The sequence below is a fragment of the Croceibacterium selenioxidans genome (assembly GCF_018599195.1).
GTDB lineage: Bacteria > Pseudomonadota > Alphaproteobacteria > Sphingomonadales > Sphingomonadaceae > Croceibacterium_A > Croceibacterium_A selenioxidans.
Genome location: NZ_JAHFVK010000001.1, coordinates 501,958 through 528,739, shown reverse-complemented (window position 1 = coordinate 528,739; position 26,782 = coordinate 501,958). Strand labels below are relative to the sequence as shown.

The window sequence follows — 26,782 nt, the reverse complement described above, 5'->3', positions numbered from 1 at the left end:
AGGCGACGCCTCAACGGCAGGGGGATCGCACGCGAAGCGGAGGGCGGAGGCTCGGGCGGCGTACCGCAGGCTCCTCCGTCAGCCGCCTTGGGCGACTGCCGCCTCTCCAGGGCGTCGCAATTCGAAAGATTGCGAAGGAAAGCTCGCTGCTTGGCGATAGAGCCCGGTTTCGCACGCATACTAGTAAATCCCTTGCAACGGATCAGTTCTGCCGATCCTGCTGCAAGGTTTGTGCCATCTTCTCTTCACCCTGGTCGAAAGCGAGCACGGCAAGAGCTTCGGCTTTCGGCCCCTGCTCCAGAATAATGCGAGCGGATTGTCCCGCTGGACCGGCCGCACGAGCCATCTCGATCGCTTTCGCCGCCGCCTCAGGAGCATGCCCCGCCTCGTAGCGGACGACCAGGGAGAGCTGCTGGCGCTGGTCGGGCGCCTGCTCGGCCAGCCATTGGGATAGCGGCGGCGCCCCCTCGGCGTCGCTGTAGATCGCAAGCGGCTCACCCGACACCGGCAGGACTGGCGCCTGGCGCTTCTGGATTTCCGAGCTGATCCCGGCTGCGGTGACGATGAACAGGATCAGCGCCAGGTCGGCCATGGTGGTCTGCCAGCCGACGGACATCTTCGGGATCATGCGGCCTCCCTTGCCGCCGCCTCGGGATGGCGGCGGAGCGAGGCCTCTATCGCCGAGGCAAGCCAGTCGATCATTTGCTCGCGCGCCTTATCTTCGGCCTGCGCCTTCCGGTCGACGACCGCGGCAAGCGGCGCAAATATGAAGTTCGCGGCGACCAGGCCGTAGAGCGTCGTCGCCACGGCCATTCCGATCGACTCGGCGAAATTGCCCGTCGCGGCGGCGAAGGATGACAGCCCCCCGAGCGAGATTAGCGTGCCCGCCAGCCCCAGGACCGGACCAAGATCCGCCGCCGCGGCAAAGAACGTCGTAGCCCTCTGGGCCGCATCCATGCGCTTGGCGCGATGGGCTTCATGGCTGCTGTGAATGGTCTTTATCGAGCGGGTGCGGATCAGTTCGTCGGTCACCTCGTCGAATTCGCCATCGCCAAAATGGCGCGGCTCCGCTCCGAGGAAGCCTTGGGCCTCGATGTCCTGCACCTGTATGGCCAATTCGGACTTCGCCCTGTTCGCGTCAAAGCCCCGGCCGAACAGGAGCCCGAACTCGCGAAGCGCAGCGCGGGCATCGCCCCAACCGCAGCGCATGACCGTGGCGACGATCGTCCCGCCGAAAACGAGCACCGCCGCTACGGGATCGAAAAAATGACTGCCTTCCATCACGAGATCTCCTCACCCGAAAGAACGGCGGGAAATCGCTGCTTTCAGGGTGTGGCCGAACTTTGCCGGTTTGCGGCAAACCCTTGCCGCCACCCCCGCCCTGCCTCCGGTGAGACTGCTCCTCGAAGGCATTTGGCACGGCCCTTGCTCAAGACATTGCGAACGAACGTCCGTGGCGACGAATGCCGAGGGCGAACGAACGTGGAGACTATGATGAGCGAGGGATTGTTCGGTGTTCACGGCGCAGCGCTGGAAGTACGCGCTCAACGCCTGGGAATGCTCGGCTCCAACATCGCGAATGCCGCGACCCCCGGGTACAAGGCGCGCGACATCGACTTCGCCAAGGCGCTCGAAGCGCGCATGGGCGGAACCGAGGCCGACGCGGCCGCTGAATCGGCCGTGCAGTATCGCGTGCCGGTGATGCCCAGCCTTGATGGCAACACGGTGGAGATGTCGGTCGAACAGACGGCCTTCGCCGAAAACGCCGTCGCCTACTCGGCGACTCTCGGCTTCTTGCGCGGGCGGATCGAAACCGTCACCCGCGCGATCAAGGGCGAATGACGATGCCGGGCCAGATGACCCTGTTCGACGTCGCCCAGCGCGCCATGTCGGCGCAGCTCGTGCGTATGAACACCGCCGCTTCCAACCTAGCCAACGCGGGCAGCGTGGCGGGCAGCGAGGCCGAAGCCTACCGCCCGCTCCGTCCGGTGTTCGCCGAACAGCTGGACCAGGCGACCGGCCTCAGCACCGTGCGCGTCGACGGCGTCTACCGCGCCGATGTCACGCCGACCAAGACGCACGATCCCAATCACCCGCTGGCCGACGAGAACGGCGATGTCTGGGCCTCTCCGGTCGATGAGAACTCGGAGATGGTCGAGATGATGGAGGCGTCCCGCCAATATCGGAACGTCGTCGACGCTCTCTCCACCGCCAAGCAACTGATGCTCGAAACGATGAGGATGAAATGACCGTATCGCAAGTCAACTCGACTGGGGCGAACGCCGCCACCAGCACGACCGGGCGGGGTTACTCGTCGCTCGACCAGACCGATTTTCTGCGCCTGCTGACCGTACAGGTGCAACAGCAGGATCCGTTCGATCCGGTCGATAACAAGGAGATGCTGGCGCAGATGGCCCAGTTCTCCTCGCTAGCCGGCATCAACGACGTGAACTCCAACCTCGAACAGATCTCGGCGAAGCTCGACGCCCTCGCCGCTGCGCAAACCGCCCAATCAACGGGAGCCTAATCCGATGTCCTTCTACACTTCGCTCAACGGCCTCAAGAACGCCCAGACCGACCTGGGTGTCATCGCCCACAACATCGCTAACGCCGAAACGAACGGCTTCAAGAAGGGCAACACCCAGTTCGCCGACATCGTCGTGAACTCGGCATCGTCCAACCCGCGCTTGGCCCAGGGCCTTGGCGCCCGCGTCGAAGCGATCACTCAGAATTTCTCGCTCGGCCCGATCGAGCAGACCGGTTCGGCACTCGACATTGCTATCTCGGGTGACGGCTTCTTCGCCATGCGCGCGCCCGATGGCTCGACCCTTTACACCCGCAACGGCGCCTTCGACACCGACGGCGCGGGCTTCATCAACGACGGTTCGGACAACCGGCTGCAGGTCTTCCCGACGGACGCCACCGGCACCGTCACCAGCATGACCCCGATCGATGCGCAGATCCCGCCCTTCAACGGCGCAGGCGCAGAGTATGCCGGCGTATCGGTGACCGACAACGGCCTGGTCGTCGCGACTTATGCCGACGGCAGCCAGACCAACATCGGCACCGTCGCCCTCGCCCGCTTCGTTTCCCCGACCGGCCTCAAGCAGGTCGGTTCGTCGAACTGGGAATCGACCGGCATCTCCGGCGCCGCCACCTTCGGCCTGCCGAACCAGGGCGCTTACGGCAGCCTCATGTCGGGCGCGCTCGAGCGTTCGAACGTCGACATCGCCGAAGAGCTCGTCGGCCTGATTACCGCCCAGCGTAACTTCCAGGCGAACGCCAAGGCGATCGACACTGCGACCCAGATCTCGCAGGCGATCATGAACCTGCGGACGTAAGATCATGGACCGGCTGATCTACACCGCCCTCTCCGGCATGCAGTCCTCGATGAATCGCCAGCGCGTTATCGCCAGCAACATGGCGAACGCGCAGACGATCGGCTTCCGGGCCGAAATCATGGACCAGCGGCCGATGACCCTGAAGGGAGACGGGCTCGAAGCGCGCTCCCTGCAGGAAGCCCTGGTGCGCTCGGCAGACATGTCGGGTGGCGAGATCGTCGAGACCGGGCGCGGGCTCGATCTCTCGATCGACGGCGAAGCACTGATGGCGGTGCAGGCAACCGATGGCTCGGAGGCCTATACCCGGAGGGGCGACCTGTCGATCACGGCAGGTGGCCTCCTCGTCAACGGAGAAGGCAATCCGGTGCTTGGTGACGCCGGTCCCATTACCGTTCCCCTCGGCACCAACCCTTCGATCTCGCCTGACGGCACGATCATGGTCGCCGACCCGGCCGCGCCCGACGCGCCGCCGCAGGAGGTGGGGCGGATCAAGCTGGCCTCCTGGCAGGGCAGTCCCATCGCGAAAGGCCTCGACGGCCTGTTCCGCGTCGAAGGGGGCGGTGTTCTGCCTCAGGATGCAGAGGCCACGGTCAAGACCGGCAGCCTCGAGCAATCCAACGTCAAATCCACCGAGGTGCTGGTCGACATGATCGATGCCCAGCGTCTCTATGCCATGCGCAGCAAACTGATCGTCACGGCCCGCGAGGTCGATGAAGGCGGTTCACAACTGCTGCGGATGAGCTGAGCAAAAGGAACCAGACCATGCCCATTTCAGCTCTCCAGGTCGCCCGTACCGGACTCGAAGCGCAGGACGTGCGGATGCGCGTCATCGCCAACAACCTCGCCAACGTCGGCACGACCGGCTTCAAGAAGGATCGTGCCAACTTCGCGACCCTCGCCTACCAGGACGCCCGCACCGCCGGTCAGCGTTCCTCCGGCGAAACGGCATACGCGACGGGCCTTAACCTTGGCACCGGCGTCTCGGTCCAGTCGACCAGTCAGATCGTCACCCAGGGTGCGATGCAGACCACCAACAACGCCCTCGACCTCGCGCTCGATGGTGACGGCTACTTCCAGGTCGAAATGCCCGGCGGCCAGATGGGCTATACCCGTGCCGGCAACTTCGCCCTGTCCTCCGAAGGCCAGGTTGTGACCCAGCAGGGCTACGTCCTGCAGCCGGCGATCACAGTTCCAGAAGGCGCGGGCTCGATCACGGTTTCGCCCGACGGCATCGTCTCCGCCGTTCTTCCCGGTGAAGCCGAACCGGCCGAACTCGGTCAGATCCAGGTCGCGAGCTTCACCAACGCCGCGGGCCTCCAGGCCATCGGCGACAACTTCCTGGTCGAAACCGCCGGCAGCGGCGCGGCCCAGCTCGCTCCGGGCGGGGAACTCGGCCGGGGCAATATCCGCCAGGGCATGCTCGAAGCCTCGAACGTCAACATCGTCGAAGAGCTCGTCGGCATGATCGAATGCCAGCGCGCCTACGAGATCAACTCAAAGATGATCTCCTCGGTCGACGAGATGCTGCGCAACGCCAACCAGACACTGTGAGGCCCAAGATGATCCGCAAGCTTCCGATATCCGCGCTCTGCCTGGTCATGTTGGCCGGCTGTGCGGCGGACCAGCGTCCGGCGGGATTTACCGCCACGCTCCCGCCCCCACCCGTCGCGGCTCCGGCCCAGGCGAACGGAGCCATCTTCAACGCTTCTGCCGGCTACGCCCCGCTCCACTTCGGACAGCGCGCGCACCGGGTCGGCGACCTTGTCACCGTGGTGCTGATGGAGAGGACCACGACCTCCAAATCGGCCGACTCCACGCAGTCGCGCGACGGCAGCATTTCGCTGACGCCGCCCACGGCCGGTCCGTTCGCTTTCAACCCTAATGTCCTTAATTCTGGCGGTTCTTCGTCGTTCAATGGAGGCGGGGACGCTTCGCAGACCAGTTCGCTCAGGGGCGATCTGACGGTCACGATCGCCGAAGTTCGCCCGAACGGAACCGCTCTGGTGAAAGGCGAAAAGGTCATGCAGTTCAGCCAGGGCGAAGAATGGGTCCAGCTGGCCGGCATCATCCGCCTTGCCGACATCGACCAGGACAACCGCATCGCTTCGCAACGCGTTGCCGACGCGCAGATCACTTATGCCGGTAAGGGCGCTGTCCAGCGCGCGAGCCGCGAAGGCTGGCTGTCGCGCTTCTTCAACACCGTAACTCCGTTCTGAGGTGAGGCCATGATCCGCAAGCTCATCCTCGCCGCGACGGCCGCACTGGCCGCTGCTCTCGCACTCAGCGCAGCCCCGGCCGCCGCAGAACGCGTCCGCGACCTCGGGACGTTCCAGTCGGTTCGTTCGAACCAGCTGACCGGCTACGGCATCGTCGTCGGCCTGGACGGTTCGGGCGATGACAACTTCGCCTATCTGACGCAGGCCATGCGCGGCGTTTCCGGCCGGTTCGGCCTGCAGCTGCCGCCGGGTGTGAACCCGGCGCTGAAGAACGCCGCGGCGGTCATGATTACGGCCGAGCTTCCAGCCTTCGCCAAACCCGGCCAGCGGATCGACATCACCGTCTCGGCCATCGGCAAGGCCAAGAGCCTTCGCGGCGGGGCGCTCATCATGACCCCCCTCTACGGCGCCGATGGAGAGATCTACGCCATGGCCCAGGGCAATCTGGCCGTAGGCGGTCTCGGGGTTTCGGGCCGCGACGGCTCGAAGCTGACGGTCAACATTCCCACCGTCGGCCGCATTGCCGACGGCGCCAGCGTCGAACGCGCAGTGGCTACGGGCTTCGATACATCCGAAGCGCTGCGCTGGAACCTCGCCACCGCTGATTTCCTGACCGCCTCACGAGTCCGCGACGCGATTAACGCCCGCTATCCAGGAACGGCCGTAGTCGAGGACGGGGTCACCCTCGCCCTTCGACTCCCGCTTAACCCCGACGAGCGGGCCGGCATGATGGCCGCCATCGAGATGATCGAGATCAACCCGGCCGAGACCGCCGCGCGCGTCATCATCAACAGCCGGACCGGCACGGTGGTGATCTCCAACGCCGTACGCCTTTCTCCCGCGGCAATCAGCCACGGCAGCCTGGTGGTCCGGATCGATGAGGACCAGAGAGTTGTCCAGCCCGAACCCTTCAGCCGCGGCCAGACCGCGGTCGAGGAAAGCAGCGCGATCGACATCGAACAACAGGGCAACAGGGTCACCCTGGTCCAGCCGGGCGCTTCGCTAGCGCAGGTTGTCGACGCTCTCAACATGCTCGGCGTCAGCCCAGCCGACCTGGTCGCGATCCTGGAAGCGCTCAAGCAGGCCGGATCGCTCAAAGCCGAAATGGTGGTGATATGACCCTGCCCGTCCAGCTCGGCGCATCCCCGATGTCGACCGCCGGTTCCGACCACGCTCGCCTGAAGGAAGTGGCGCAGCAGTTCGAAGCGATCTTCGTCCGCCAGATGTTGTCCGCCGCGCGCAGCGCCGGCTTCGGCGGTGACGAGCTGTTCGGCAGCGCCGGCGAAGAGACCTTCCAGGAGATGCGCGACTCCCAGTTCGCGGACATCGCCAGCCAGACCGGCACGCTCGGCTTTGCGGCCAGCATCGAAAAGCAACTCGCACAACACCTGGGGGCGAAAGGCTAACCCATGGCATCCGATCTTCTTACCATTGCCGCCAGCGGCACCCGGGCCGCGCGAAGCGCGCTCGACGTTACGGCGCAGAACATCGCCAATGCTTCCACCGAAGGCTACATCCGCCGTACCGCGCAGATGGAAGAGGTGGCGGGCGCCAGCGGGTTCCGCACCAACGACATATCGCTCTCGGGCGTCCGTGTCGCAGGCGTCAACCGCAACGCCGATGCATTCCGCCAGGCCGAGGTGCGGCGCACCAACAGCGATGCGACGCGGGCCTCGACCGAGCTTAACGGCCTCAAGGACATCGAAAGCGCGGTCGAACAGGCGGATGTCTATACGGCGATCGTCGAGCTCGAGAGCGCGCTCAAACAGCTTGGCCAGGATCCGGTGGATCCCTCGCTTCGCGCGGCGACGCTCGCAGCAGCTGACGCGCTCGCCGGCAAGTTCAACATCGCCGCCAACGGGCTCAACGCCGTCACGCAGGGCGAGCAGTTCGATGCCTCGGCCGAGGTCGATCAGGCCAACGTCCTCGCGGGGGAGCTCGCGCGGATCAACCAGCGCCTCGCGCGCGCCGGTGCCGGTAGCAGTGACCAGTCGAGCCTGCTCGACCAGCGCGACCTGATGCTCGAGAAGCTGAGCGGCATCGCCAACATCAACACGACTTTTGCGGCCGACGGCACGGTGACGGTCAACCTCGGCGGACCTACCGGCCCAGCCCTGGTGAGCGGGAACAACACATCACCGCTCGCGATGACCACCGCAGCCGATGGAACCATCTCCTTCGATGTCGGCGGAACCGCCGTCAGCGTTTCGGGCGGCTCGCTGTCAGGCCATGCGCTGGCGCTGCAGGAAGTGGCCAATGTGCGCGGCAAGCTCGACACGCTCGCCGCGAGCGTCGCCGATACCGTAAACGCCGCGCAAGCCGCGGGCGTCGATCTAGACGGCGCGACGGGCACCCCTCTGTTCACCGGCACGACCGCCGCCACAATCGCCCTGGCGACGACCGACGGCCGGGCGATAGCCACAGCTCCCGCCGGAGCCGCCGCTGGCAGCCGCGACGCTTCGAACCTGACCGCGCTCAGCAGTGCGCTGGAAACCGGTGGCGCAGCGGATCGCATGAACAGCCTGTTGTTCGACATTTCGAGCCGGGTCTCGGGCCGGCAAGTCACCAGCGAGGCGCTGACCACGATCGCCTCGTCGGCTCGCGCCACCCTGCTGCAGCAGTCCGGCGTGGATCTCGACCAGGAGGCGGCCAATCTGATCCGCTTCCAGCAGGCCTTCCAGGCTTCCGGACGCGCGATGCAGGTCGCAACCGACATCTTCGACACCTTGATCGGAATTGGCTGAAACCATGATCAACCTTAGCACCGCGTCGTACTTCGAACGGTCGACCCAGCAGTTGGGCAGCCTGCGCGAACAGGCCAACAAGCTGCAGGACCAGATCAGCACCGGCGATCGACTGACCCGCTCGTCCGACGATCCGGTCGCCGCCGCCCGGCTACGCATTCTCGACCGTCGCGAACGTCTCGCGGCCGTCGACCAGCGCAACTCCGACGCGGCGCTGAGCGATCTGAAACTGGCCGACACCGCACTCAGCACGATGGTCAACATCATCACTCGCGCCAAGGAGCTTGCCCTTTCGGCGGCTAACGAAGCCCAGGGGCCGGAACAGCGCGCACTGCTCAGCGCCGAACTCGACACGCTGCGCGAAAGCCTGCTGTCGGTGGCCAACAGCCGCAACGCGTCGGGCCACGCGCTGTTCGGCGGCCAGACCGGCGGAGCGGCCTACACCCTCAGCGGGACCACCATCACTTATGCCGGCACGGCCGCGACGGGCGCGATCGACATCGGCGAAGGCCAGCAGGTGACGCCCTCCTTCACCGGACCGGAGGTTCTGAACTTCGACCAAGGCGGCACCACGACCGATCTGTTTGCCCTGCTCGGCAATCTCTCCGCCGCGTTGCAGGACCCGGCGGTCGATTCCGTGGCGGTGGCGCAAGCCTCGCTCGACGGGCTCGACAGCTCGTTCGACAAGGTCACCACCGCGCAGACCATCACCGGTGCGCGCATGGGTTGGATCGACATGATGGACACCCGCCGCCAGGCAGTCGGCGACCAGGTGACCCAGGAAAAGTCCGACATCGGCAGCGTCGATCCAGCGACCGCCATGGTGCACCTGCAGGAAACTCTCACCGTGCTCGAGGCCAGCCAGGCGAGCTTCGTCAAACTCTCCGGCCTTTCGCTTTTCAACTTAATCCGCTGACCGGTATCAAGGGGACTTTTAGAGATGTACGCGGTAATCGGGATCGTCCTCCTGATCGTAATGGTGTTTGGCGGCTTCGCCATCACGGGCGGTGCTCTCGGCCCGGTCATGCATGCGATCCCCCACGAGATGCTCATCATCGGGGGCGCAGGTGTCGCGGCCCTGGTCACGGGCAACTCGCTGCATGAGCTCAAGGCCATCGGCGGATCCTTCAAGAAGGTCTTCAAGGGGCCGCGCCATAACAAGCAGGATCACATCGACGCGATCGCACTGACGACCAAGCTCATGCGCCTGCTTCGCGCCGAAGGGCCGCTGGCGCTGGAGGCCCACGTGCAGGAGCCGGAGAATTCGCCGATCTTTGCAGAGTTCCCCAACTTGCTCGCCAACAAGCCGCTGATCGACCTGATCTGCGATCCGCTGACTCTTCTCGTCGTCTCATCGGGCTCGCTCGACGCCTATGCAGTCGAGGAAGTCATGGACAACGCCATGAAGACGCACTTCCACGAATTGCAGGAACCGCAGCACGCTTTGCAGGGCCTGGCTGACGCCCTGCCCGCGCTCGGCATCGTCGCCGCGGTGCTCGGCGTGGTGAAGACCATGGGTTCGATCGACGAGCCGCCATCCGTTCTGGGCGGCATGATCGGCTCGGCGTTGGTCGGCACCTTCCTCGGCGTTTTGCTCGCCTATGGTATCGTCGGCCCCATGGCCTCGCGGCTCAAGCAGGTCCTCGACCAGGACGAACAGATCTTCCACGTGGTCAAGCAGGTGATCATCGCCAGCCTCCACGGCCATCCGCAGCCGCTGGTGGTGGAGAGCGCACGATCGAGCCTGGGTGAATCGGTAAGACCGCGCCTGACCGAACTGCTCGACAGTCTGCGGGGTCGCTGACATGGCCCAGGCCAAGGGCAAGAACGAACCTCCGCGCCCGATCATCGTCAAGAAGATCATCGTCGCGGCGAGCGGACACCACGGCGGTGCCTGGAAGGTCGCTTATGCGGACTTCGTGACCGCCATGATGGCCTTCTTCCTGCTGCTCTGGCTGCTGGGCTCGACCACCGAGGACCAGCGCAAGGGGCTGGCCGACTATTTCGCTCCAACGCTGGTCAAGCTGAAGGAACAAAGCGCGGGTTCTTACGGACTGCTCGGCGGCGCTTCGCTGACCGATCCGGACAACTATCCGCATCGCGCCTCGCAGACCGGCAAGAGCGCCATCACCATCCCGCGCGACGCCTCTGGCGGGCAGCGCGAGGGGGCGAGCCAGATATCCCGCATGCAGCAGCGTTTGATGCAGCGGGTTGCCGAGAACGAGCGCCTACGCAAGCTGATGCAGCAGGTGCGCATGGTGGACACCACCGAAGGCGTGCGGATCGACCTGGTCGACGATGCCGACTTCTCCATGTTCACGCTCGGCACCACCGTGCTGACGACGGACGCCCGCGACCTGCTCGCCGCGATCGCCGACACGGTGGCGCCCGAGAACGGCAAGGTCACGATCCGCGGCCATACCGACGCACTTCCGTGGCGCAGCGGGGTGAAGGCTAACAACTGGTCGCTTTCCGCCGGCCGCGCCGAGGCTACCCGCCAGGCTCTCCTTCGCGAGGGCATCGCCGAGGGCCGCTTCTTCCGCATCGAAGGCGTCGCGGACCGCGAGCTGCTGATCAAGGACAAGCCCCAGGATCCGCGCAACCGGCGCATGTCGATCCTGCTGACGAACTGAGGACTTTCAGCCGGACCGTTTCACCTCTGGCAGCTTGTAGCTGCCGTTGAGGAGCGGTTCGGTGGGGACGTAAGTGCGCAGAAGGAGCGCGAACTGATCGTCAGGCGCGGGCAACCAGTTGGCCTTGCCTTCTGCATCCTCGGGCTCATCCCGCGAGAGCACTAGCGTCAGCGAGCCGTCCTCGCCGAATTTCAGTTCGTCGGCGTCGAGGTTGACCGTGCCGATGTTGTGCCGCGCGTTGGGGCTGCTCGGCGTCATGAAGTAGTCGCGGTCGTACATGGTGAGTGACCAGAAACCGCCCGTAGTGCGGTCTACCGGCGGCAGTTGGTCCTTTTCGAAGCGCATCGTGTAGCGATAGCGGCCCTGCAGCAGCTCACCCTTCGCGTCGGTGCCACGGATGAAGTAGATCGCCTCGTGGTAATCATTGACGTAGATATAGATCACCGCTGCGAGCGCCCGGCCATACCAATCGGTCTTCCAGGCGCCCCCATTTTCCTGCCGCTGCCAGCCGTTGCCGGCGTCGACCCCAACCTGATCGTAGCGCGCGCCTTCGTATAGCTCGGCATCCGCGGTGAGCGCCGCGCGATCGAGCAGCGCCTTCCATCGCTGATCGGCCTTGCGAAGGTCGATCAGCGTCCGCGCTTGCGCCGCCATGGGCGCGTCATCGGGTCCAACCAGGGGATTGGCATCGAGGGCCCTTTCCAGGTCATCCCAAAAGGTCTCACCATGCACGGGCCGGTTGCGCAACAGATCAGGGTCGGCCGCCAGGATCGCAGCGTTCAGTCCTTCAGGATAGACCTTGTTGCGGGCGCTGGCTTCGCAATCGAACTGGTGCCGCCCGGGTTTGTCCGCACTCAGCGGGAGTGCCCCCATCTGATTGAGCACTGCTCGTGCCCGGGCCTTCCCCTCTGGCGTTCGCGAGGCGAAGCTTCGAGCCATAGCGACGCCGATGTTGGTCGGAGAGCGCAATACCTCGACGAAGCCCTGCGGCGTCTCGCCATGCCATTCGGGGCCGACCCACAGGAATTTGCCGGCGGGCGTACGCGACGCGGAGCCGAGTTGGTGGGTTACGGTGGTAAATGCATCGACGATCTGGATCGTCCAGTAATGTCCTTCCGGCACGTCCTGCGGTGTCTGGATGACGACCGGTTCCTCACCCAGGTCGGCAAAGCACGCGCCATAAATGGTGTCGTTGTTGGGCGTGACCACCTTTCGCTGCTGGGCAGGAAGATAGTCGTCGACATAGCCCATCCAGTTCTTCGGGCAGCCGGGGAAGAGACCCATCGCCATGCCCGGCCCGTGACCTTCCATTAGTTCCCAGGTGCTGGTCCGTCCGACCGTGTTAACGAGCGGGTGCCCCCAGACATAGACGACCCGCGCCAGCGCCTCGACATAGTGTTCGCTGGCAAGGCTTGCCGGCACGCCAGCGCCGTTCTTGAGATCGGCATGGGCCGGTGTGAACTGGCGGACAGGGTAGGGAAGCTCGCCATCGGCTCTCGCCGTTGCGGGGCGCGCAAGAGTGTCGGTGCCGGTCATGTTCGTCTCCGTGCCTCCTCGATATTCGAAGAATGCTAGAGCGCGAGGCTGCCCCTGCCATGGGCACAAACCCGGATTCCCGCCGCTGCAATCACCCAAGCGGAAGTGCATGCTGCAACCGGGTCTTTCCTGACCCGAGAACAAGAAAAGCCCGGCGCTCGCGAGGAGCGCCGGGCCCGGCTAGGGACTGTGAAGTCCGGTACTATTAGCGCAGCAGCGACAGAACGTTCTGCTGGCTCTGGTTCGCCTGCGACAGCATCGCGGTCGAGGCCTGGCTCAGAATCTGGGCCTTGGCGAGCGCGGTGGTTTCAGCCGAGTAGTCGGTGTCTTCGATCCGCGAACGAGCGTCCGACAGGTTGTTGACGTTGTTGGTCAGGTTGTTGACCACCGATTCAAGGCGGCTCTGACCAGCACCGAGCGTAGCGCGGGCGCCGTTAACGTCGTCGAGAGCGTCGTCGACGTTGTCGAGCGTGGTGTTCGACAGGGCAGCCGTCGAAACGTCGAGCGTGCCGACCGTGATGGCATCGACCGTCAGGGTGACGGTGTCGCCGTTGTTCGAACCGGTCTGGATGTCGAAGGTGTCGCCGGCGCCAGCCGCGAGAACCTTGACGCCGTTGAACTCGGTGTCGGCCAGAATGCTGGTGATCTGCGAGCTGAGCTCGGTGACTTCCTTGTTCATGTAAGCGCGGTCGGTGGCGTCGTTGTAGATGCCCGAAGCCGACTGGACGGCGAGTTCACGAACGCGCTGCAGCATGTTGGTGACTTCCTGCAGAGCGCCTTCAGCGGTCTGCGCCAGCGAGATGCCGTCGTTCGAGTTGCGGATCGCCTGGTTCATGCCGCGAACCTGCGAGGTCATCGAGTTGCTGATGGCGAGGCCGGCAGCGTCGTCCTTGGCGCTGTTGATGCGCTTGCCGGTCGACAGACGCTCCATGGCGGTGCCGAGGGCCTTGTCGGCCTTGTTCGACGCGGAAGCGGCGCGCAGCGCGCTGGTGTTGCTGTTGATAACGGACATTTGAAAGCTCCTTCGATACGGTCCCAAGTCTTCGTGCGCTGCCGAGAAAAGTTCGTTGGCAAGCGGCAGCCATGGACAAGACCGGCAGGAGTGGTGCGGATTTTAAGCCCGGCTTTTCAGAAAGCTCGTTGCAAAGCGCGCTGCGGGGCTCCCTCCTTCTTGCGCGAGGGGGCGATGGCGGCCGTCCAGGCCAGGCGTACCGCGTCCTGCGCCATCCCTTAACACCTCTCGCGAACGCGCGCCGAATTTCGGCAAATTTTTTCCGCGCACTCAAAAATTTCTTCAAGAAAGTTAATTCGACAGTTCCGGGCGGGTTACGTGCGAGCCTCGCCCTATCCGTATTTTGGCAAAAATACGTAAAGTTACTTACGCACTTATACGTCACCTATAATTAGCCATACTTTTCACGTCCCCGCCCCAAAAGCGCCTCAAGAGTTACCGGTTCAGGGGGTATTCGAAGTGGGGTCGTTGGAAACATCCGATGCGTTCAAGAAAAATCATCCGGCCCTTGCGGCACGGATTGCGGGAATGGCGGCTTCGCTTTTTCCGGGCCGCTCACTCACTGTCGGGGATGACAGTGAAAGGCTGTTGGCCGATCGCGCCTCGACTGTAAGTGTATCGCGTAGCGATCGTTGCGGCCTCAGCCGCACGGCAACGCGGGCTCGTCTGGCTTATGACGATCCCAACGCGGAAGCCTCTTTCGCCGCCCTCGTCGCCCTGCTCGCAGGTCGTCACGAGCCGGTGGCGGCGGATCCGACCACGCTGTCGGTACTGGCGATGGCGGATCGCCTGGCTAACACCGAGATTCCAGTGCTGATCAACGGCCCGACCGGAACCGGCAAGGAAGTCCTCTCGCGCTTCATTCACAACCGCAGCAACCGCCGCGACAAGCCGTTCATCGCGGTTAACTGCGCGGCCATTCCCGAAACCATGATCGAAGCGCTGCTGTTCGGCCATCAAAAGGGCGCCTTCACCGGTGCCAACTCCGCCAGCGAAGGCTTCTTCCGCGCCGCCGATGGCGGCACCCTGTTCCTCGACGAAATCGCCGAGATGCCGTTGCAGCTGCAAGCCAAGCTTCTGCGTGCCCTGCAGGAAGGCGAAGTGATCCCGGTCGGCGCCACCCGTCCGGTCAAGGTCGACGTCCGTATCGTCGCCGCCGCCAACCGCGACCTTCCGCTCGAAGTCGAGGAAGGCCGCTTCCGTGCCGACCTCTACTATCGCCTCAACGTTTTCCCGATGAGCCTTTCGCCGCTGCGCGAACGCCCGGCGGATATCGCTCCGCTCGCGTTCGCCTTGCTCCTGCGCCACTCGCCCGACGGAGCCCCGGCCCCGTGGATCAGCGATGCCGCCCTCGCCGCTCTCCGTGGTCACGGCTGGCCGGGCAACGTGCGCGAGCTCGAGAACGTCATGCGCCGCGCCCAGATCCTGGCCGCCGGCCAGCCGATGATCCAGCCCGAGCACATCGTGTTCGACCGTCCTGTGCGCCTGGTCTCCCAGCCCCCTGCGGCGGAAGACGAAGAGGCAGGCTCCGGCGAAAAGCTGTCGAAGATCGTCCAGATCTCGGAAGCACGCGCCATCATGGAAACGCTCAACGCTTGCGGCGGACGTCGCGCCGAAGCGGCCCGCCAGCTCGGCATCAGCGAGCGTACCCTGCGCTATCGCCTGGCTTCTTTCCGTGATGCCGGCCTTGCCATGGGAGCCGGCCGATGAGCGTTATCAATAGCATCGGCAGCGGCGGCTCCGTCGCCCAGATCATCGCCATGCGTCAGCAGATCATCGACCGTTCGAGCCTGCTGCAAGAACTGCACCGGGCCCGGCAGGCAGAAGCCCCGCAGGAGTCCGCCCCGGCGGGTGGCGGCTTCGCCGACACGCTGAAGACCGCGCTCGACGGTGTCAACGCGACCCAGAAGAACGCTTCGGAATTGAGCGAAGGCTACGAACGCGGCGAGGTGACCGACATCGCCAAGGTCATGCTCGCCCGTCAGGAAGCCGGCGTCGCGTTCGAGGCGACCTTGCAAGTCAGGAACAAGCTGCTGTCCGCGTACCAGGACATCATGCGGATGGGGGTTTGATTAGATGAGCGACCTTATTCCAGCAGCCGGGGGAGGCGGGGCGGCGCGGCCGCAATCGCTGCTCGATCCGCTGCGCAATCCCTCGCTCGGGACGATGGACCGCGTCAGCGCGTTCGCCGCCCAGCCGCCCGTCAGGAAGGCCCTGCCCTGGTTCGCCGGGGTGGCCGCCATCGGTCTCGTCGCCATTGCCTGGGCCGCCTTTTCGACGCCGCCGCAGCGGGTTCTCTACGCCTCGCTCGGCGATAGCGAACGGGCCGGTGTCGTCGAAGCGCTCGACAAGGCCTCGATCAACTACACGATCGATAACGCGACCGGTGCGCTGACCGTCGCCGAAGGCGACCTCTACAAGGCGCGCATGCTCGTGGCGTCGGAGAACGCGCTGGCGATGCCGCAGAGCGGCGCGGAAATGCTCGACTCCCTGCCGATGGGAGCCAGCCGGACGCTCGAAGGCGATCGCCTGCGCGCCGCCCAGGAGCGCGAGCTCACTCTAACTGTCGCGGAGATCGACGGCGTGGAAGCCGTGCGGGTCCACCTCGCGCGGCCGGACCGCTCCGTCTTCGTGCGCGACGATGCGCCGCCGAGCGCCTCGGTCATGGTCCGGATGGCCCCGGGTCGGCAGCTTGCCGACAGCCAGGTCACCGCGATCGCCAATCTCGTGGCCGCGTCCGTCCCAGGCCTCACGGTCGATGCGGTGCGGATCGTCGATCAGCACGGCCGCCTGCTGTCGGAACCGTCGAGCGACAAGTCGGACCGCCTTAACCTGCAATCGCGCATGGAAGATAAGCTCCGCGCGCAAGTCGCCCAGCTGCTGACGCCGATGATCGGCGAAGGCAACTTCTCGAGCGAGATTCAGGTCGATCTCGACATGAACGAGGTCACCTCGGCGCGCGAAAGCTACGACAAGGACGGCTCGATCCGCCGGGAAACCGAGCAGCAGAGCCAGACGGTCGGCTCAGGCGCCGTGGGTGTACCGGGCGTCCTTTCGAACAGCCCGCCTCCCCCGACCCAAGTGCAGCCTGGCGCGCCCCTGGGCACTGTCCCGCAACCGGCCAATCCGACAACCGGCGAAAGCAGCGCGACGCGCACTTACGAACTCGGTCGCGAAGTCGCCGTGTCGAACAACGCGCCGGGCAATATCCGCCGCCTGACCGTCGCCGTCGCGCTAAGCAAAGAGGCGATGAAGGGCACCAGCGCCGCGGAGATGAAGAAGCTCGAACAGCTGATCGGCGCGGCCGTGGGCATCGACCCCAACCGTGGCGATCAGGTCGCGGTCATGGTGCGTCCTTTCGAAGTCGTCGATGCGGAGGCGCTGCCTTTTTGGGAAACCTCCTGGTTCGCGATGATCCTGCGCAACGGCGTGGCTCTGGTTGTCGTGCTGCTGGTGCTGCTGCTGGCGGTTCGCCCGCTCATGAAGGCGCTGACCGGCAAGGCAAAGGCGCAAGCCGAGGAAGGTAGCGGGGAGATCGCAGCCTTGGCTCCGGCCGGAAACGTCGCCGCACTAGCTGCACCGGCGGAAGAAGAATCCGAGCGCGAGAAGCTCGCCGCACAGATCGACCTTGCCCGACGCATCGTACGTGAAAAGCCCGACGACGCCGTACTCGCCCTGAAACGAATGCTGGCGGGTAATCGGCCTGATGCGGAGGCAGCCCGATGAGCGAGGACGTTCTGGATAGATTGCCCGACGCGGAACGCGCGGCGATCCTGGTCATGCTGCTCGAAGAAGAAGACGCAGCGGGCCTGCTGTCACGGCTGTCGCCGGAAGAGTTGCAGCAGCTCGGGTCGAAGATGTTTGGCCTTGGCGAGCTTGGCCCCGCGGCCATCACCGACGCGCTGACCGGCTTTGCCGAAAGCGCCTCGCAGGGTGGGTTGCCGGCGCAGGATCGCTCCGAAGACGTCCGCCGGATCATGACCGGAGCAGTCGGCGAGCTGAAGGCCAACAGCCTCATGCGCCGGATCGCCCCGGACGCCGGGCAGCAGCAGAGCCCGACTCTCGAGCTTGCCCGCTGGCTCAACGCCGACGTGATCATCTCGTTGATCGAGGAAGAGCATCCCCAGGCCATTGCGGTGCTGCTGCTCCAGCTCGATCCCCAGGTTGCGGCGCAAGTGCTGGCCGGGTTGCCGGAAGCCGTTCAGGCGCCGGTGATTCAGCGTGTCGCCCGACTCGACCCGATCGCGCCCGAAGCACTGGTCATGCTCGAAGAAATGCTCTCGACCCGGATCGCCACGAACCATGGCCGCGTCCCGCTCTCGATGGGCGGAGTGCGCGAAGCGGCGGAAATCATCAACGCCGCGGTCAAGGCCGTAGAGAAGCGCGTGATGCCAGAGATCACCAAGGTCGACAAAAAGCTCGCCAAGGAACTCGAGAACGAGATGTTCAAGTTCGAACATCTCTTCAAGCTCGACGCCAAGACGATGGGCCAACTGCTGCGCGAGATCGAGAACGAAGTGCTGATCGACGCGCTCAAGGGCATCACGGAAGAAGAGCGCGAGCCGTTCTTCGCAGCGATGTCTGCCCGTGCGGCCGATGGCGTGCGCGACGAAATCGAGGCGCGCGGCCGGGTCAAGAAGGCCGATGCGCTCACGGCACAGCAATCGGTCATCGCGACCGCCAAGCGCCTCGCCACCGAAGGCACGATCTCGCTCGGCGACGGCGGAGACGAATATGTCTAGCATGTCGTTCGAAGAGTTTGCCCGCCCTGCCGTTTTCGCCCGTGACCCGCGCTTTTCCGTCCTTTTCGGCGAAGCTCCCGTCGTCCAGGGAGACGCTCCGCCGGATCCGGTCGTCGAGGCCTACGAACGCGGATTGCGCGAAGGCGCGGCGGCCGCGGCAGTCGAAGCGGAGCGGCTCGACCTTGAACGCGAAGCCGCCCGGAAGAAGATCGAACTGGCTTTCGCCCTGTTCGACCAGAGTTCCGCCGCGGACCTGACCGAGCGCCTGCGCCAGACGGTCCATGCCCTGTGCGAAGCAGCCGTCATCCCGCTGGCAATCGATCCCGAGGGACTGGCCAGGCGCACCGAGAAAGCCGTCTCGATGTTGCAGCGCGCCCAGGATGAGAAGCTCGTTCTGCTCAATCCGGAGGACCTCGAACTCGTGCGCCAGCGCCTGCCCGAGGACCTCAAGGTTCAGGGCGATCCCAGCGTGGAGCGCGGAGGCCTGCGGATCGAAACCGCCGACGGCGGAATCGAGGACGGCCCAGCGCACTGGCGCCGCATGCTGCTCGAGGCGTTCCGCGAATGCTGAGCCAGATCGACTCCGTTCTTAGCGATTTCGCTGACGCCTCGGTCGACTTTCGACCGCAGCGCTATGGTCTGGTCACGGCCTGTGATGGCGGCCTGATCGAGGTCAGTGGGCTTTCGGTCCCGGTCGGCGCCCTGTGCCGCATCGACGACGGAAAAGGTTCCGCTCTGACCGCCGAGACGATCGGCTTTCGGAATGGTCGCACCATGATGACCTTGCTCGGCGACGTAGTGCTGCTGCGTCCTGGCGCTCGCGTGCGTCCTGAAGGCGCGCCGGGCATGCTGCCCGTCGGGCCTGCCTATCTCGGGCGCGCTGTCGATGGCGAAGGGAAGCCGATCGACGGCGGACCGGCACTGCGCAGCAAGATCGATTGGCCAGCCGGGGGCGTCCGTACGGGCGCTCTCGACCGCGCCAGCGTCAAGGAGCCGTTCGACATCGGCATCCGCGCCATCAACGGGCTGATGACGCTCGGCGTCGGGCAACGCGTCGGCATCATGGCCGGATCGGGTGTCGGCAAGTCGGTGCTGATCGACATGATCGCCCGCGGTGCCCAGGCAGACGTGGTCGTGGTAGGCCTGATTGGCGAACGCGCCCGCGAAGTATCCGATTTCGTCGAACGTCACATGCACGGCGAAAAGGCCGGGCGCACCGCGGTCGTCGCCGTACCCGCCGATCATGCGCCCAACTTGCGCCTGCGCGGGGCCTTGCTCGCGACCTCCCTGGCCGAGCATTTCCGCAACTCAGGCAAACGCGTCCTGCTGATCATCGACAGCCTGACCCGCATCGCCCACGCGGCTCGCGAAATCGGGCTCCTCCTCGGAGAGCCCGGCGCGGCGCGCGGCTATCCTCCATCGGCTCTCGCAACGATTACCAAGCTGGTGGAGCGAGCTGGCAATTCCGCGGAAAGCGGCGGTTCGATTACCGGTCTCTACTCGGTCCTTGCCGATGGTGACGACCACAACGATCCGGTGGTCGATACCGCCCGTTCGATCCTCGATGGCCATATCGTGCTCTCGCGCGATCTGGCCCAGCGCGGACAGTACCCAGCCATCGACGTCGCCGCCTCGCTCAGCCGCGTGATGAACGACATCGTTCCGCCCGAGCACGCCGAATTGGCGCGCCGCTTTCGCGCCTTGAGCTCGGCCTACGAAGGTAACCGCGATCTCGTGCTGATGGGTGCTTATCGCCCTGGCGCTGATCCTTTGGTCGATCGGGCCATCGCCATGCACGGGGACCTGACCAAGTTTCTCGGCCAGCCGACCGGAGACCTGGTCTCGCTGGAATCCTCCCTTGCGGAACTGTCGCGGCTGATCGGCCATGATGGCTGATCGCGGGCGCCTCAAGCGCGCCAAGCTGATCGAACGCGTCCGCACTGCCGAAAAGCGCAAGGTCGCGGCCGAGGCCTACGAGGCCGAGGCCCGTCGCGCACGCCTCGCGGGAATCTCGGAACGGACGATGCTGCTCGGGCAGGCCTATTCTGGACGCTCCTCCGTCGCCGACGGAGACGAGTTGCGCGGTGTCGTCATGCTCTCCGCGCAGTTGCACGCGCTCGGCATCACCGCAGCCAAGCAGGCAGACCATGCACGGGTCGAGGCCGACGCCCGTCTGGCCGACCTCGCCTCGGCCGACCGCCGCCAGAAGCACGCCGAAGAACAGCGCCGTGGCCTCGCCCGGCTGCTGGACGAGCGCAATAACCGGCCCGTTCTGCCGACCACGAGGCAAACTGGCACGGAACTTGATTAGCAGAGAGCAAACAATGGTGAACGGCCAAGACTATGCTCTCTACTGCTTCTTCATCGTCGACCCTTTCCTCAGCGCTGCAGGCGATCGCCGGCGGTAAGAAAAGCGGGTTAACGCAAGGCGTATCCGAGGAAGGCGCCAGCTTCGGCAACCTGCTCTCCACGCTCTCCGGCATCGCCACTTCCTCCGACAAGGCAGCCGATCCCGCCACTGCGGTAGAACAGGCTCTCGCCTCTCCCGTTGCCGGTGCGGCAATTGCCGGCGGCAAAATCTTGCCGGGCCTGTTGCCGACGTCGCCGGAAGGCGAAGGCGAGACCGACCTGGCAGCCACCGAGACCGACGAGAAGGACGCGCCCGTCGCCCTGACGCCCGAGATGATGCAGCTCGTCCTCGCGGGCCTTCCTGCCGCGGCATTGCCCGCAACCGACGAAGTCGCTGAGCTGCCGGCCGTCCCGGCGAAGTCGGCTCCGACGGTGAGCCCGCAGATGCCGCCGCCGGTGGTTGCGGACGCGCTCCCCGTTCTCCAGCAACCGGCGAAGCCGGATCGCCGCACAGCGCCAACCGAAATCTCCCTCACCGTTCGCGTGGACAGCCCGGCCACAACGGAAACTCCGGCAGCCGAAGCCACCGAAGCCGTCGCGACGACCGCACCCACCAAGGCGGCGAGCCCGGCCCTGGCGGCTCGGGCGGACGCGCCGGTCGTACAGCCGCTGGCACCGCAGTTCTCGGCCGCTTCGCCGGACGCGCCGACGGCCGCGACGCATCACGCCACCAACCACGTCGCGTCGCTGCACAACGCGAACGCTGTCGACATCGGCGCCACGCTCGACCGGCTGGTCGCCGCCCGCGAAGCGCTTATGCCTGCTCAGGCTACGATCGATATCGACCATGCCGACTTTGGCGAAGTCTCGATCCGTATCGAACAGACCGTTCACGGTCATCTCTCGGTCGAGCTGGCTGGATCGGACCCCGACCTCAAGCGCGCGGTTGCCGCCGCCGTCCAGGCCGACAGCGCCACCGCCGGCAACCAGGACAACGCCGCCTCCCGCTCCGGCACCCAGCACCGCGACAGCCCCATGGATCGCGGAGCCGGTACCGGCTCGGGCGGCGAGACCCGCCCTCAGGGCGAGCGCAACAGCCAGGGCCGTCGCGACAGCACCCGGCAGCGTGATGACCTCGCCCAATCTGAATCCCGCTCCGGCACTTTCGCCTGAGCGCCCCCACCTCCGGACATTCGAGGAACACGATGAGCAGCAAGAAGACCAGTGAAGAGAAGCCGAAGAAGGGCAAGGGCCTGATCATGATGATCGGCCTGGGGATCGTCCTCGTCGCGGCTGGCGGCGGTGGTGCCTTCGCTTTGGTCCAGACCGGCGTGATCGGAAAGGGCCATGGCGAAGAGGACAACAAGCCCAAGCTCGTCCGCAAGGGCGAGGACGATCCCTACGCTCCCGCTCCCGCCAAGGGAGAAGAAGGCGGCGCCGAACTGGTCTATGGCGACGGTGGCAGCAAGTACCGCACCGCCTATTACCGGTTTCCCGAAGAATTCACCTCCAACCTGCGCAATTCCGACGGCCTGGTGCAGCTGAGCCTTGCAGCCTCGACCCGTTATGACGGGCGTGTGCTGATGTGGCTGGCCGAGCACCAGCTGGCGATCCGCTCGCGCCTGTTGGTGGAGATCGCCAACTCCAGCGCCGAGGAAGTCGAAACGCCGCAGGGCAAGGCCCAGCTGCAGAAGCGCCTCACCGCGGCGATCAACGACGTGCTGGAAAAGGCCGAAGGCTTCGGTGGCGTCGACAATGTCCACTTCCTGACTTTCATCGTCCAATGAAACCCGAACGCACCCTCAAGGCCGCTGGCCTTGCCGTAAGTCACTGCGAGGCGCTGTTCCGCCAGCGTGGCGAGGAAGTGGACCTGCTGCCCGAGTTCGGGCGGCTCGGCGAACGTCTGGCGCGCGCAATCGCTCCGTCCCTCGCCGCCTTTTCCGGCGGCAAGGCTCCTGAAGTGCGGGTAGAGAGCGCAGTCCGCATGAATGGTGGCGACCTGGCCGGCAAGATTTTGCCGCTGGCGGCAAATTCTCTCCTCGGACCGGAAGAAGGTTCGCACCGCCTGCTTCTGTCTATCGACGGCGCGGCGATCCTCGCCCAGCTCGATCGGACGTTCGGCGGCACGGGAGAACTGACCGAGGCCCTGCCCAAGGTGTTGCCGCTCTCGGCCGACCTCCTGGCCCAGCGCCTGGAGAAAATGGTTACCGAGGCGCTCGGTCAATTGGTTACCGACCTCGGACCGCTGACGATCGCCGAGCGCGACTGCTCGTACTCGACGATTTCCCCGTACCGTAAGGCGGAAGCGCTCGTAGTCCTGACCCTCGAGATCGACGACGGCAGCTTGAAGCCATGGACGATGACGGTGGCGACGAAGGCGGAAACCCTGCCCTCGATCGTCGCGGCGCCGTCCTCGCCCAAGCGCCGCGAGCGTCGCAAGATGGGGCCGCTCGACGATCCCTTCGCCAGCGTTCCGCTGTCGGTCGAAGCGGTTCTCGCCGAAATGCGCATCCCGCTGAGCCGCCTCGCGACCTTCGCTCCGGGGCAGACAATTCCGATCCCGGTCGCTCGCGCCGTTCCGCTGCGCGTGGGTGGCACGATCATTGCAAAGGGAACTGTGGGTGAGTTCGAAGACCGGGCTGCCCTGCAACTGACCACGACGATGTTTACCCGAAAGGACCCACAGTGACATTCCAAGCTCCGGGCTTTGGCCTGATCCAGGACATCGATGTCCGCCTGACGGTGGAGCTCGGTCGCACCGACCTGCACCTGCGCGATGTTCTGGCGCTCGGTGAGGAAAGCGTGGTCATGCTCGATCGCCTGGTCGACGAACCGCTCGACGTTAAGGTCAATGGCAAGCTGATCGCCCGGGGCGAAGTCGTGGCCGAAGGCAACCGCTTCGGCCTGCGCATCCTGGAGCTGGTCGGACCGGCCCAACCCGCACTCGAGGCGTAATCCCAGTGGGCTGGTATATCCTCAAGCTGTTCCTGCTCCTGCCGCTGATCGGCGGGATGATCTGGGGCAGCCTCAAGCTGACCCAGCGACTGCAGGGCAAGTTCGGCGGCCCGCAAGGCGGCACCCGCGCGGTGCGGATCGTGGAGACGACCATGCTCTCCCCCACGATGCGCCTGGCGGTGATCGAATTCCATGGCCGCGAGATCCTCGTCTCGACTTCGCGCAATGGCCTCACGCGGCTGGCCGAAGCGCCGGCTCGCGAAGTCGTGGAGACCGCAGCGTGAAGCGTCTTGCCTCCCTTTCGGCGCTCGTCGCGCTGATCCTTCCGAAATTGGCCTACGCCCAGGCGGCTGTCGCGCAGGCCGTTCCTGCATCGGCGGCCATGCCGGGCGCGCTCGACCGCGCTTTCAGCAACATGGCCGGTGCAGGTGGCGAACCGCTGAGCCTGTCGCTCCAGCTGCTGCTGGTCATGGGTCTGCTGACGATCCTGCCGGCCCTGATCCTGATGATGACCAGCTTCACCCGCATTATCGTGGTGCTGGCGATCCTGCGCCAGGCGCTGGGGCTGCAGCAGTCTCCGCCGAACCAGGTGCTGATCGGTCTGTCGCTGTTCCTCTCGCTGTTCGTCATGGCGCCGACGCTGGAGAAAGTGAACGCCAACGCGCTCGCCCCCTATTCCGCCGGCCAGATCAACGCTGAACAGGCGATCGCGGCGGCCGGTACCGAATTCCACGGCTTCATGATCCGCCAGACCCGCAAGACCGACCTGGCGATGTTCGCCGACATGGCCAAGGCGCCGAAGTTTCAGTCTTCCGCCGATGTGCCCTTCTCGATCCTTCTGCCGGCCTTCGTCACCAGCGAGCTCAAGACCGCCTTCCAGATCGGCTTCATGCTGTTCCTGCCGTTCCTCGTCATCGACCTCGTCGTCTCCAGCGTCCTCATGTCGCTGGGCATGATGATGATGTCGCCGATGCTCGTTTCCCTGCCGTTCAAGCTGTTGCTCTTCGTCCTCGTCGACGGGTGGGCGCTGCTGATGGGCTCCCTCGCGGCGAGTTTTGTCTAGCGATGGACGACCTTTCCAACCTGCTTGCGCTCGCCGACAGGATGCTGTGGGTCACGGCGCTGCTCGCGGCGCCGGTGCTCCTCGCCAGCCTTGCGGTGGGTCTCGTGATCGGCCTGATCCAGGCCGCGACCTCGGTCAACGAGCAGACCCTCACCTTTGTCCCGAAGCTTGCCGCGATCGCCATCGTGCTGGTCATCTTCGGCGCGTCGATGATGACGCTGCTGGGTGATTTCATGCAAGAGATCTTCGCAGAGATAAGCCGCATCGGCCAATGATCGCCCTCGACTTCGGCTTCGGCGCCCTCGAGACCGAGTTCTGGCGCGTCGTCTTCCTGATGACCCGGATCGGAGCCGCGATGATGGCGGCGCCGATCTTCGGCGCTGCGATCATCCCGGTGACCGTACGCACTTGTGCGACCGGCGCGGTCGCCGTGTTCGTAGCCGCCTGGATGCCGGGTATCCCAGTGCCCGAAGCGCTATTTTCGGTGCAGGGCCTGCTGGCGGTTCTCGGTGAAGTCCTGGTCGGCGTCTCGCTGGGCTTCGTGTTGCAGATCGCCTTTGCCGCTCCGGTCGTGGCAGCGGAACTCATCGGCGGCGGCATGGGCATGAGCATGGCCATGGCGGCGGACCCAAGCGGCGGGGGCCAAACCACTGCCTTCGGGCAATTCTTCACCATCGTCCTGACGCTTATCTTCCTTGCGACGGGGGCGCACCTCCACTGGATCCACCTGGTGGTCGAAAGCTACAACGCCTTCCCGCCGGGAGAGACCTGGCTCGGCGCCGATCGCTTTGCGCTGATCGCCTCGTTCGCCGGCACCATGCTCGAAACCGCTGTGCGCATCGCGCTACCGGTGACGCTGGTACTGCTGCTGGTGCAGATCCTCACCGGCGTGCTCAGCCGTTCCGCGCCATCGCTCAACCTCTTCGCCCTCGGCCTTCCGGCGGGCGTGCTGGCCGGGATCACCGCGGTGATCCTCGCCGCGCCGATGATCTATGACCAGCTTACCGGTGTCGCCGCAGTCTCGCTCGAACAAGTCGAGGAAGTGCTGATCCGATGAGCGAGAGCGCCGGCGAAAAGACCTTTGCGCCAACCGAGAAGCGCCGCCGCGACGCAGCCACCAAGGGCGACGTCCTCCGCTCGCGCGAACTGTCGACCGCTGCCGTCATGCTGTTCGGCGCCGCCTGGCTCGCCTTTGCCGGGCCCTGGCTTCTCGGCGATATGGCCGACGCCCTGCGCGGCGGTCTGACATTCGACCGGAACGCGATCGACAACTTCAGCGTCGGCTCGACGCTCATCTCACTGCTGCTGTCGGTGTTCCCGCCGCTCGCCTCGCTGGCGGTACCGATCATGCTGCTCACGGTCGTCTCGCAACTCGGCTTTTCCGACGGGCGCTGGGTCGGCTCCAACATCGCCTTCAAGGGCTCGCGCATCAATCCGCTGTCGGGTCTCAAGCGTATGTTCGGCATGACCGGGGTGATCGAGATGGGCAAAGGCCTGCTCAAGATTGCCCTGCTCGGCGGCATCGCGTTCTATTGGGGCAGCAGTTGGCTCGAAACGATCGCGGGCATGGGTAAGGGCAACCTGTCGCAACAGCTTCAGGCCGGATGGGGCGCGCTGATCAGCCTGCTCTTCGCCCTCGCCGCAGGCCTGGTCGCGATCGCGCTGATCGACGTGCCGATCCAGTGGGTCCGCCGCATGCAGCGCCTCAAGATGAGCCACCAGGACATGCGCGACGAGAACAAGGAGGCCGAAGGCTCGCCCGAGGCGAAAGCCATGCGTCGCCAGCGCCAGCGCGAGATCGCCATGGGTGGCGTCGCCCCGGCGATGCGCGAAGCGCAGTTCGTCCTTACCAACCCGACCCACTTCAGCGTGGCGATGACCTACGACCCGGAAAAGGCTTCAGCTCCGATCGTCCTGGCCAAGGGACGCGGCGAAAAGGCCATGGCCATGCGCGAACTGGCCCACGAACTGGGTGTGCCGATGATCGAACTGCCACAACTCGCGCGGTCGGTCTACTTCACCACCCGCGAGAACCAGACGATCCGCGAGGAGCTCTACGGCGCCCTCGCCTCGGTCCTGGCCTTCGTCTACTCGCTCAAGCGCGGCGAAATGCCGAGCCTCCCCGCGATCGACGTGCCGCTCGAACTGCGCTTCGACGCGGAAGGACGGTTGGGTTCGTAGCGAAGATCCT

General features: G+C 65.3%; 33 protein-coding genes. 29 read left to right on the top strand and 4 right to left on the bottom strand.

Annotated features, from left to right (window positions below):
- Positions 1–202 precede the first annotated feature (202 nt).
- On the bottom strand, positions 203–628 hold the full coding sequence (locus tag KK137_RS02595; RefSeq protein ID WP_214534487.1) for a hypothetical protein: 426 nt from the start codon (positions 626–628) through the stop codon (positions 203–205).
- Positions 625–1,281: a MotA/TolQ/ExbB proton channel family protein gene (locus tag KK137_RS02590; protein ID WP_214534486.1), complete on the bottom strand. Its 657-nt coding sequence runs from the start codon at positions 1,279–1,281 to the stop codon at positions 625–627. Before KK137_RS02590 ends, KK137_RS02595 begins: the two co-directional genes overlap by 4 nt.
- 213 nt (positions 1,282–1,494) lie before the next feature.
- Between KK137_RS02590 and flgB the strand changes: the two genes are divergently transcribed.
- From flgB to KK137_RS02525, 13 genes are read left to right on the top strand one after another with little or no spacing between them, the layout of a single operon-like run.
- On the top strand, positions 1,495–1,842 hold the full coding sequence (gene flgB / locus KK137_RS02585; RefSeq protein ID WP_214534485.1) for a flagellar basal body rod protein FlgB: 348 nt from the start codon (positions 1,495–1,497) through the stop codon (positions 1,840–1,842).
- Between the two features lie 2 nt (positions 1,843–1,844).
- Positions 1,845–2,249, top strand: coding sequence for a flagellar basal body rod protein FlgC (gene flgC / locus KK137_RS02580; RefSeq protein WP_214535910.1), 405 nt, complete (start codon positions 1,845–1,847; stop codon positions 2,247–2,249).
- A complete protein-coding gene (locus KK137_RS02575; protein ID WP_214534484.1) occupies positions 2,246–2,527 on the top strand; it encodes a flagellar hook assembly protein FlgD in 282 nt (93 codons plus the stop codon). The genes flgC and KK137_RS02575 overlap by 4 nt, the downstream gene beginning before the upstream one ends.
- A gap of 4 nt (positions 2,528–2,531) precedes the next feature.
- Positions 2,532–3,341: a flagellar hook-basal body complex protein gene (locus tag KK137_RS02570; RefSeq protein WP_214534483.1), complete on the top strand. Its 810-nt coding sequence runs from the start codon at positions 2,532–2,534 to the stop codon at positions 3,339–3,341.
- A 4-nt stretch (positions 3,342–3,345) separates the two neighbouring features.
- Positions 3,346–4,086: a flagellar basal body rod protein FlgF gene (locus tag KK137_RS02565; RefSeq protein WP_214534482.1), complete on the top strand. Its 741-nt coding sequence runs from the start codon at positions 3,346–3,348 to the stop codon at positions 4,084–4,086.
- 17 nt (positions 4,087–4,103) lie between these two features.
- Positions 4,104–4,892, top strand: coding sequence for a flagellar basal-body rod protein FlgG (gene flgG, locus KK137_RS02560; protein WP_214534481.1), 789 nt, complete (start codon positions 4,104–4,106; stop codon positions 4,890–4,892).
- Positions 4,893–4,900: 8 nt separating this feature from the next.
- Complete coding sequence (locus KK137_RS02555; protein WP_214534480.1) at positions 4,901–5,557, top strand: flagellar basal body L-ring protein FlgH; 657 nt, start codon at positions 4,901–4,903, stop codon at positions 5,555–5,557.
- Positions 5,558–5,566: 9 nt separating this feature from the next.
- Entirely contained in the window at positions 5,567–6,676 is a 1,110-nt protein-coding gene (locus KK137_RS02550) for a flagellar basal body P-ring protein FlgI (RefSeq protein WP_214534479.1), read from the top strand.
- Positions 6,673–6,963, top strand: a complete 291-nt coding sequence (locus KK137_RS02545; protein ID WP_214534478.1) for a rod-binding protein — start codon at positions 6,673–6,675, stop codon at positions 6,961–6,963. Before KK137_RS02550 ends, KK137_RS02545 begins: the two co-directional genes overlap by 4 nt.
- Positions 6,964–6,966: 3 nt before the next feature.
- Complete coding sequence (gene flgK, locus KK137_RS02540; RefSeq protein ID WP_214534477.1) at positions 6,967–8,301, top strand: flagellar hook-associated protein FlgK; 1,335 nt, start codon at positions 6,967–6,969, stop codon at positions 8,299–8,301.
- A gap of 4 nt (positions 8,302–8,305) precedes the next feature.
- The gene (locus KK137_RS02535) at positions 8,306–9,217 is read left to right on the top strand and encodes a flagellin N-terminal helical domain-containing protein (RefSeq protein WP_214534476.1); all 912 of its coding nucleotides are present in this window, start codon (positions 8,306–8,308) and stop codon (positions 9,215–9,217) included.
- 24 nt (positions 9,218–9,241) lie between these two features.
- Positions 9,242–10,105 carry a flagellar motor stator protein MotA gene (gene motA, locus KK137_RS02530; RefSeq protein WP_214534475.1) on the top strand — a complete coding sequence of 288 codons (864 nt, stop codon included), beginning with the start codon at positions 9,242–9,244 and terminating at the stop codon, positions 10,103–10,105.
- A gap of 1 nt (position 10,106) precedes the next feature.
- Positions 10,107–10,934 carry a flagellar motor protein MotB gene (locus tag KK137_RS02525; protein ID WP_214534474.1) on the top strand — a complete coding sequence of 276 codons (828 nt, stop codon included), beginning with the start codon at positions 10,107–10,109 and terminating at the stop codon, positions 10,932–10,934.
- Between the two features lie 6 nt (positions 10,935–10,940).
- Here KK137_RS02525 and KK137_RS02520 read toward each other — a convergent pair whose 3' ends face one another.
- Complete coding sequence (locus KK137_RS02520; protein ID WP_214534473.1) at positions 10,941–12,470, bottom strand: DUF1254 domain-containing protein; 1,530 nt, start codon at positions 12,468–12,470, stop codon at positions 10,941–10,943.
- Positions 12,471–12,675: 205 nt separating this feature from the next.
- A complete protein-coding gene (locus KK137_RS02515; RefSeq protein ID WP_214534472.1) occupies positions 12,676–13,482 on the bottom strand; it encodes a flagellin N-terminal helical domain-containing protein in 807 nt (268 codons plus the stop codon).
- 528 nt (positions 13,483–14,010) lie between these two features.
- Here KK137_RS02515 and KK137_RS02510 point away from each other — a divergent pair.
- The 16 genes from KK137_RS02510 to KK137_RS02435 are packed head-to-tail and all read left to right on the top strand — an operon-like array spanning position 14,011 to position 26,772.
- Positions 14,011–15,192, top strand: a complete 1,182-nt coding sequence (locus tag KK137_RS02510) for a sigma-54 interaction domain-containing protein (protein ID WP_214534471.1) — start codon at positions 14,011–14,013, stop codon at positions 15,190–15,192.
- Entirely contained in the window at positions 15,189–15,554 is a 366-nt protein-coding gene (fliE, locus tag KK137_RS02505; protein ID WP_214534470.1) for a flagellar hook-basal body complex protein FliE, read from the top strand. The genes KK137_RS02510 and fliE overlap by 4 nt, the downstream gene beginning before the upstream one ends.
- Positions 15,555–15,558: 4 nt before the next feature.
- The gene (gene fliF, locus KK137_RS02500; protein ID WP_214534469.1) at positions 15,559–17,208 is read left to right on the top strand and encodes a flagellar basal-body MS-ring/collar protein FliF; all 1,650 of its coding nucleotides are present in this window, start codon (positions 15,559–15,561) and stop codon (positions 17,206–17,208) included.
- On the top strand, positions 17,205–18,224 hold the full coding sequence (locus tag KK137_RS02495) for a flagellar motor switch protein FliG (protein WP_214534468.1): 1,020 nt from the start codon (positions 17,205–17,207) through the stop codon (positions 18,222–18,224). Before fliF ends, KK137_RS02495 begins: the two co-directional genes overlap by 4 nt.
- The gene (locus KK137_RS02490; RefSeq protein WP_214534467.1) at positions 18,217–18,795 is read left to right on the top strand and encodes a FliH/SctL family protein; all 579 of its coding nucleotides are present in this window, start codon (positions 18,217–18,219) and stop codon (positions 18,793–18,795) included. The genes KK137_RS02495 and KK137_RS02490 overlap by 8 nt, the downstream gene beginning before the upstream one ends.
- Positions 18,789–20,120 (top strand): FliI/YscN family ATPase, encoded by a 1,332-nt coding sequence (locus tag KK137_RS02485; RefSeq protein ID WP_214534466.1) that lies wholly within the window; start codon positions 18,789–18,791, stop codon positions 20,118–20,120. The genes KK137_RS02490 and KK137_RS02485 overlap by 7 nt, the downstream gene beginning before the upstream one ends.
- On the top strand, positions 20,110–20,535 hold the full coding sequence (locus KK137_RS02480; protein WP_214534465.1) for a hypothetical protein: 426 nt from the start codon (positions 20,110–20,112) through the stop codon (positions 20,533–20,535). Before KK137_RS02485 ends, KK137_RS02480 begins: the two co-directional genes overlap by 11 nt.
- A 32-nt stretch (positions 20,536–20,567) precedes the next feature.
- On the top strand, positions 20,568–21,746 hold the full coding sequence (locus tag KK137_RS02475) for a hypothetical protein (protein WP_214534464.1): 1,179 nt from the start codon (positions 20,568–20,570) through the stop codon (positions 21,744–21,746).
- A 32-nt stretch (positions 21,747–21,778) separates the two neighbouring features.
- The gene (locus KK137_RS02470) at positions 21,779–22,360 is read left to right on the top strand and encodes a flagellar basal body-associated FliL family protein (RefSeq protein ID WP_214534463.1); all 582 of its coding nucleotides are present in this window, start codon (positions 21,779–21,781) and stop codon (positions 22,358–22,360) included.
- Positions 22,357–23,262, top strand: coding sequence for a FliM/FliN family flagellar motor switch protein (locus tag KK137_RS02465; RefSeq protein ID WP_214534462.1), 906 nt, complete (start codon positions 22,357–22,359; stop codon positions 23,260–23,262). The genes KK137_RS02470 and KK137_RS02465 overlap by 4 nt, the downstream gene beginning before the upstream one ends.
- Positions 23,259–23,528, top strand: a complete 270-nt coding sequence (gene fliN / locus KK137_RS02460; RefSeq protein ID WP_214534461.1) for a flagellar motor switch protein FliN — start codon at positions 23,259–23,261, stop codon at positions 23,526–23,528. Before KK137_RS02465 ends, fliN begins: the two co-directional genes overlap by 4 nt.
- A gap of 5 nt (positions 23,529–23,533) precedes the next feature.
- Positions 23,534–23,812 (top strand): flagellar biosynthetic protein FliO, encoded by a 279-nt coding sequence (locus KK137_RS02455; protein WP_214534460.1) that lies wholly within the window; start codon positions 23,534–23,536, stop codon positions 23,810–23,812.
- Entirely contained in the window at positions 23,809–24,591 is a 783-nt protein-coding gene (gene fliP / locus KK137_RS02450) for a flagellar type III secretion system pore protein FliP (protein ID WP_214534459.1), read from the top strand. The genes KK137_RS02455 and fliP overlap by 4 nt, the downstream gene beginning before the upstream one ends.
- A 2-nt stretch (positions 24,592–24,593) precedes the next feature.
- On the top strand, positions 24,594–24,866 hold the full coding sequence (fliQ, locus tag KK137_RS02445; RefSeq protein WP_214534458.1) for a flagellar biosynthesis protein FliQ: 273 nt from the start codon (positions 24,594–24,596) through the stop codon (positions 24,864–24,866).
- Positions 24,863–25,648, top strand: coding sequence for a flagellar biosynthetic protein FliR (fliR, locus tag KK137_RS02440; protein ID WP_214534457.1), 786 nt, complete (start codon positions 24,863–24,865; stop codon positions 25,646–25,648). The genes fliQ and fliR overlap by 4 nt, the downstream gene beginning before the upstream one ends.
- Positions 25,645–26,772 (top strand): EscU/YscU/HrcU family type III secretion system export apparatus switch protein, encoded by a 1,128-nt coding sequence (locus tag KK137_RS02435; RefSeq protein ID WP_214534456.1) that lies wholly within the window; start codon positions 25,645–25,647, stop codon positions 26,770–26,772. Before fliR ends, KK137_RS02435 begins: the two co-directional genes overlap by 4 nt.
- The last annotated feature ends 10 nt before the right edge of the window (positions 26,773–26,782 follow it).

Coding starts and splice junctions, on each gene's coding strand:
- KK137_RS02520 (WP_214534473.1), bottom strand. CDS start 12,470: ATGACCGGCACCGACACTCTTGCGCGCCCCGCAACGGCGAGAGCCGAT.
- KK137_RS02565 (WP_214534482.1), top strand. CDS start 3,346: ATGGACCGGCTGATCTACACCGCCCTCTCCGGCATGCAGTCCTCGATG.
- KK137_RS02510 (WP_214534471.1), top strand. CDS start 14,011: ATGGCGGCTTCGCTTTTTCCGGGCCGCTCACTCACTGTCGGGGATGAC.
- KK137_RS02555 (WP_214534480.1), top strand. CDS start 4,901: ATGATCCGCAAGCTTCCGATATCCGCGCTCTGCCTGGTCATGTTGGCC.
- KK137_RS02475 (WP_214534464.1), top strand. CDS start 20,568: ATGCTCTCTACTGCTTCTTCATCGTCGACCCTTTCCTCAGCGCTGCAG.
- KK137_RS02590 (WP_214534486.1), bottom strand. CDS start 1,281: ATGGAAGGCAGTCATTTTTTCGATCCCGTAGCGGCGGTGCTCGTTTTC.
- KK137_RS02550 (WP_214534479.1), top strand. CDS start 5,567: ATGATCCGCAAGCTCATCCTCGCCGCGACGGCCGCACTGGCCGCTGCT.
- flgB (WP_214534485.1), top strand. CDS start 1,495: ATGAGCGAGGGATTGTTCGGTGTTCACGGCGCAGCGCTGGAAGTACGC.
- KK137_RS02545 (WP_214534478.1), top strand. CDS start 6,673: ATGACCCTGCCCGTCCAGCTCGGCGCATCCCCGATGTCGACCGCCGGT.
- flgK (WP_214534477.1), top strand. CDS start 6,967: ATGGCATCCGATCTTCTTACCATTGCCGCCAGCGGCACCCGGGCCGCG.
- KK137_RS02435 (WP_214534456.1), top strand. CDS start 25,645: ATGAGCGAGAGCGCCGGCGAAAAGACCTTTGCGCCAACCGAGAAGCGC.
- KK137_RS02490 (WP_214534467.1), top strand. CDS start 18,217: ATGTCTAGCATGTCGTTCGAAGAGTTTGCCCGCCCTGCCGTTTTCGCC.
- fliF (WP_214534469.1), top strand. CDS start 15,559: ATGAGCGACCTTATTCCAGCAGCCGGGGGAGGCGGGGCGGCGCGGCCG.
- KK137_RS02525 (WP_214534474.1), top strand. CDS start 10,107: ATGGCCCAGGCCAAGGGCAAGAACGAACCTCCGCGCCCGATCATCGTC.
- flgC (WP_214535910.1), top strand. CDS start 1,845: ATGCCGGGCCAGATGACCCTGTTCGACGTCGCCCAGCGCGCCATGTCG.
- KK137_RS02485 (WP_214534466.1), top strand. CDS start 18,789: ATGCTGAGCCAGATCGACTCCGTTCTTAGCGATTTCGCTGACGCCTCG.
- KK137_RS02575 (WP_214534484.1), top strand. CDS start 2,246: ATGACCGTATCGCAAGTCAACTCGACTGGGGCGAACGCCGCCACCAGC.
- motA (WP_214534475.1), top strand. CDS start 9,242: ATGTACGCGGTAATCGGGATCGTCCTCCTGATCGTAATGGTGTTTGGC.
- KK137_RS02495 (WP_214534468.1), top strand. CDS start 17,205: ATGAGCGAGGACGTTCTGGATAGATTGCCCGACGCGGAACGCGCGGCG.
- KK137_RS02480 (WP_214534465.1), top strand. CDS start 20,110: ATGATGGCTGATCGCGGGCGCCTCAAGCGCGCCAAGCTGATCGAACGC.
- fliQ (WP_214534458.1), top strand. CDS start 24,594: ATGGACGACCTTTCCAACCTGCTTGCGCTCGCCGACAGGATGCTGTGG.
- KK137_RS02595 (WP_214534487.1), bottom strand. CDS start 628: ATGATCCCGAAGATGTCCGTCGGCTGGCAGACCACCATGGCCGACCTG.
- fliR (WP_214534457.1), top strand. CDS start 24,863: ATGATCGCCCTCGACTTCGGCTTCGGCGCCCTCGAGACCGAGTTCTGG.
- KK137_RS02535 (WP_214534476.1), top strand. CDS start 8,306: ATGATCAACCTTAGCACCGCGTCGTACTTCGAACGGTCGACCCAGCAG.
- KK137_RS02470 (WP_214534463.1), top strand. CDS start 21,779: ATGAGCAGCAAGAAGACCAGTGAAGAGAAGCCGAAGAAGGGCAAGGGC.
- fliE (WP_214534470.1), top strand. CDS start 15,189: ATGAGCGTTATCAATAGCATCGGCAGCGGCGGCTCCGTCGCCCAGATC.
- KK137_RS02570 (WP_214534483.1), top strand. CDS start 2,532: ATGTCCTTCTACACTTCGCTCAACGGCCTCAAGAACGCCCAGACCGAC.
- KK137_RS02515 (WP_214534472.1), bottom strand. CDS start 13,482: ATGTCCGTTATCAACAGCAACACCAGCGCGCTGCGCGCCGCTTCCGCG.
- flgG (WP_214534481.1), top strand. CDS start 4,104: ATGCCCATTTCAGCTCTCCAGGTCGCCCGTACCGGACTCGAAGCGCAG.
- KK137_RS02465 (WP_214534462.1), top strand. CDS start 22,357: ATGAAACCCGAACGCACCCTCAAGGCCGCTGGCCTTGCCGTAAGTCAC.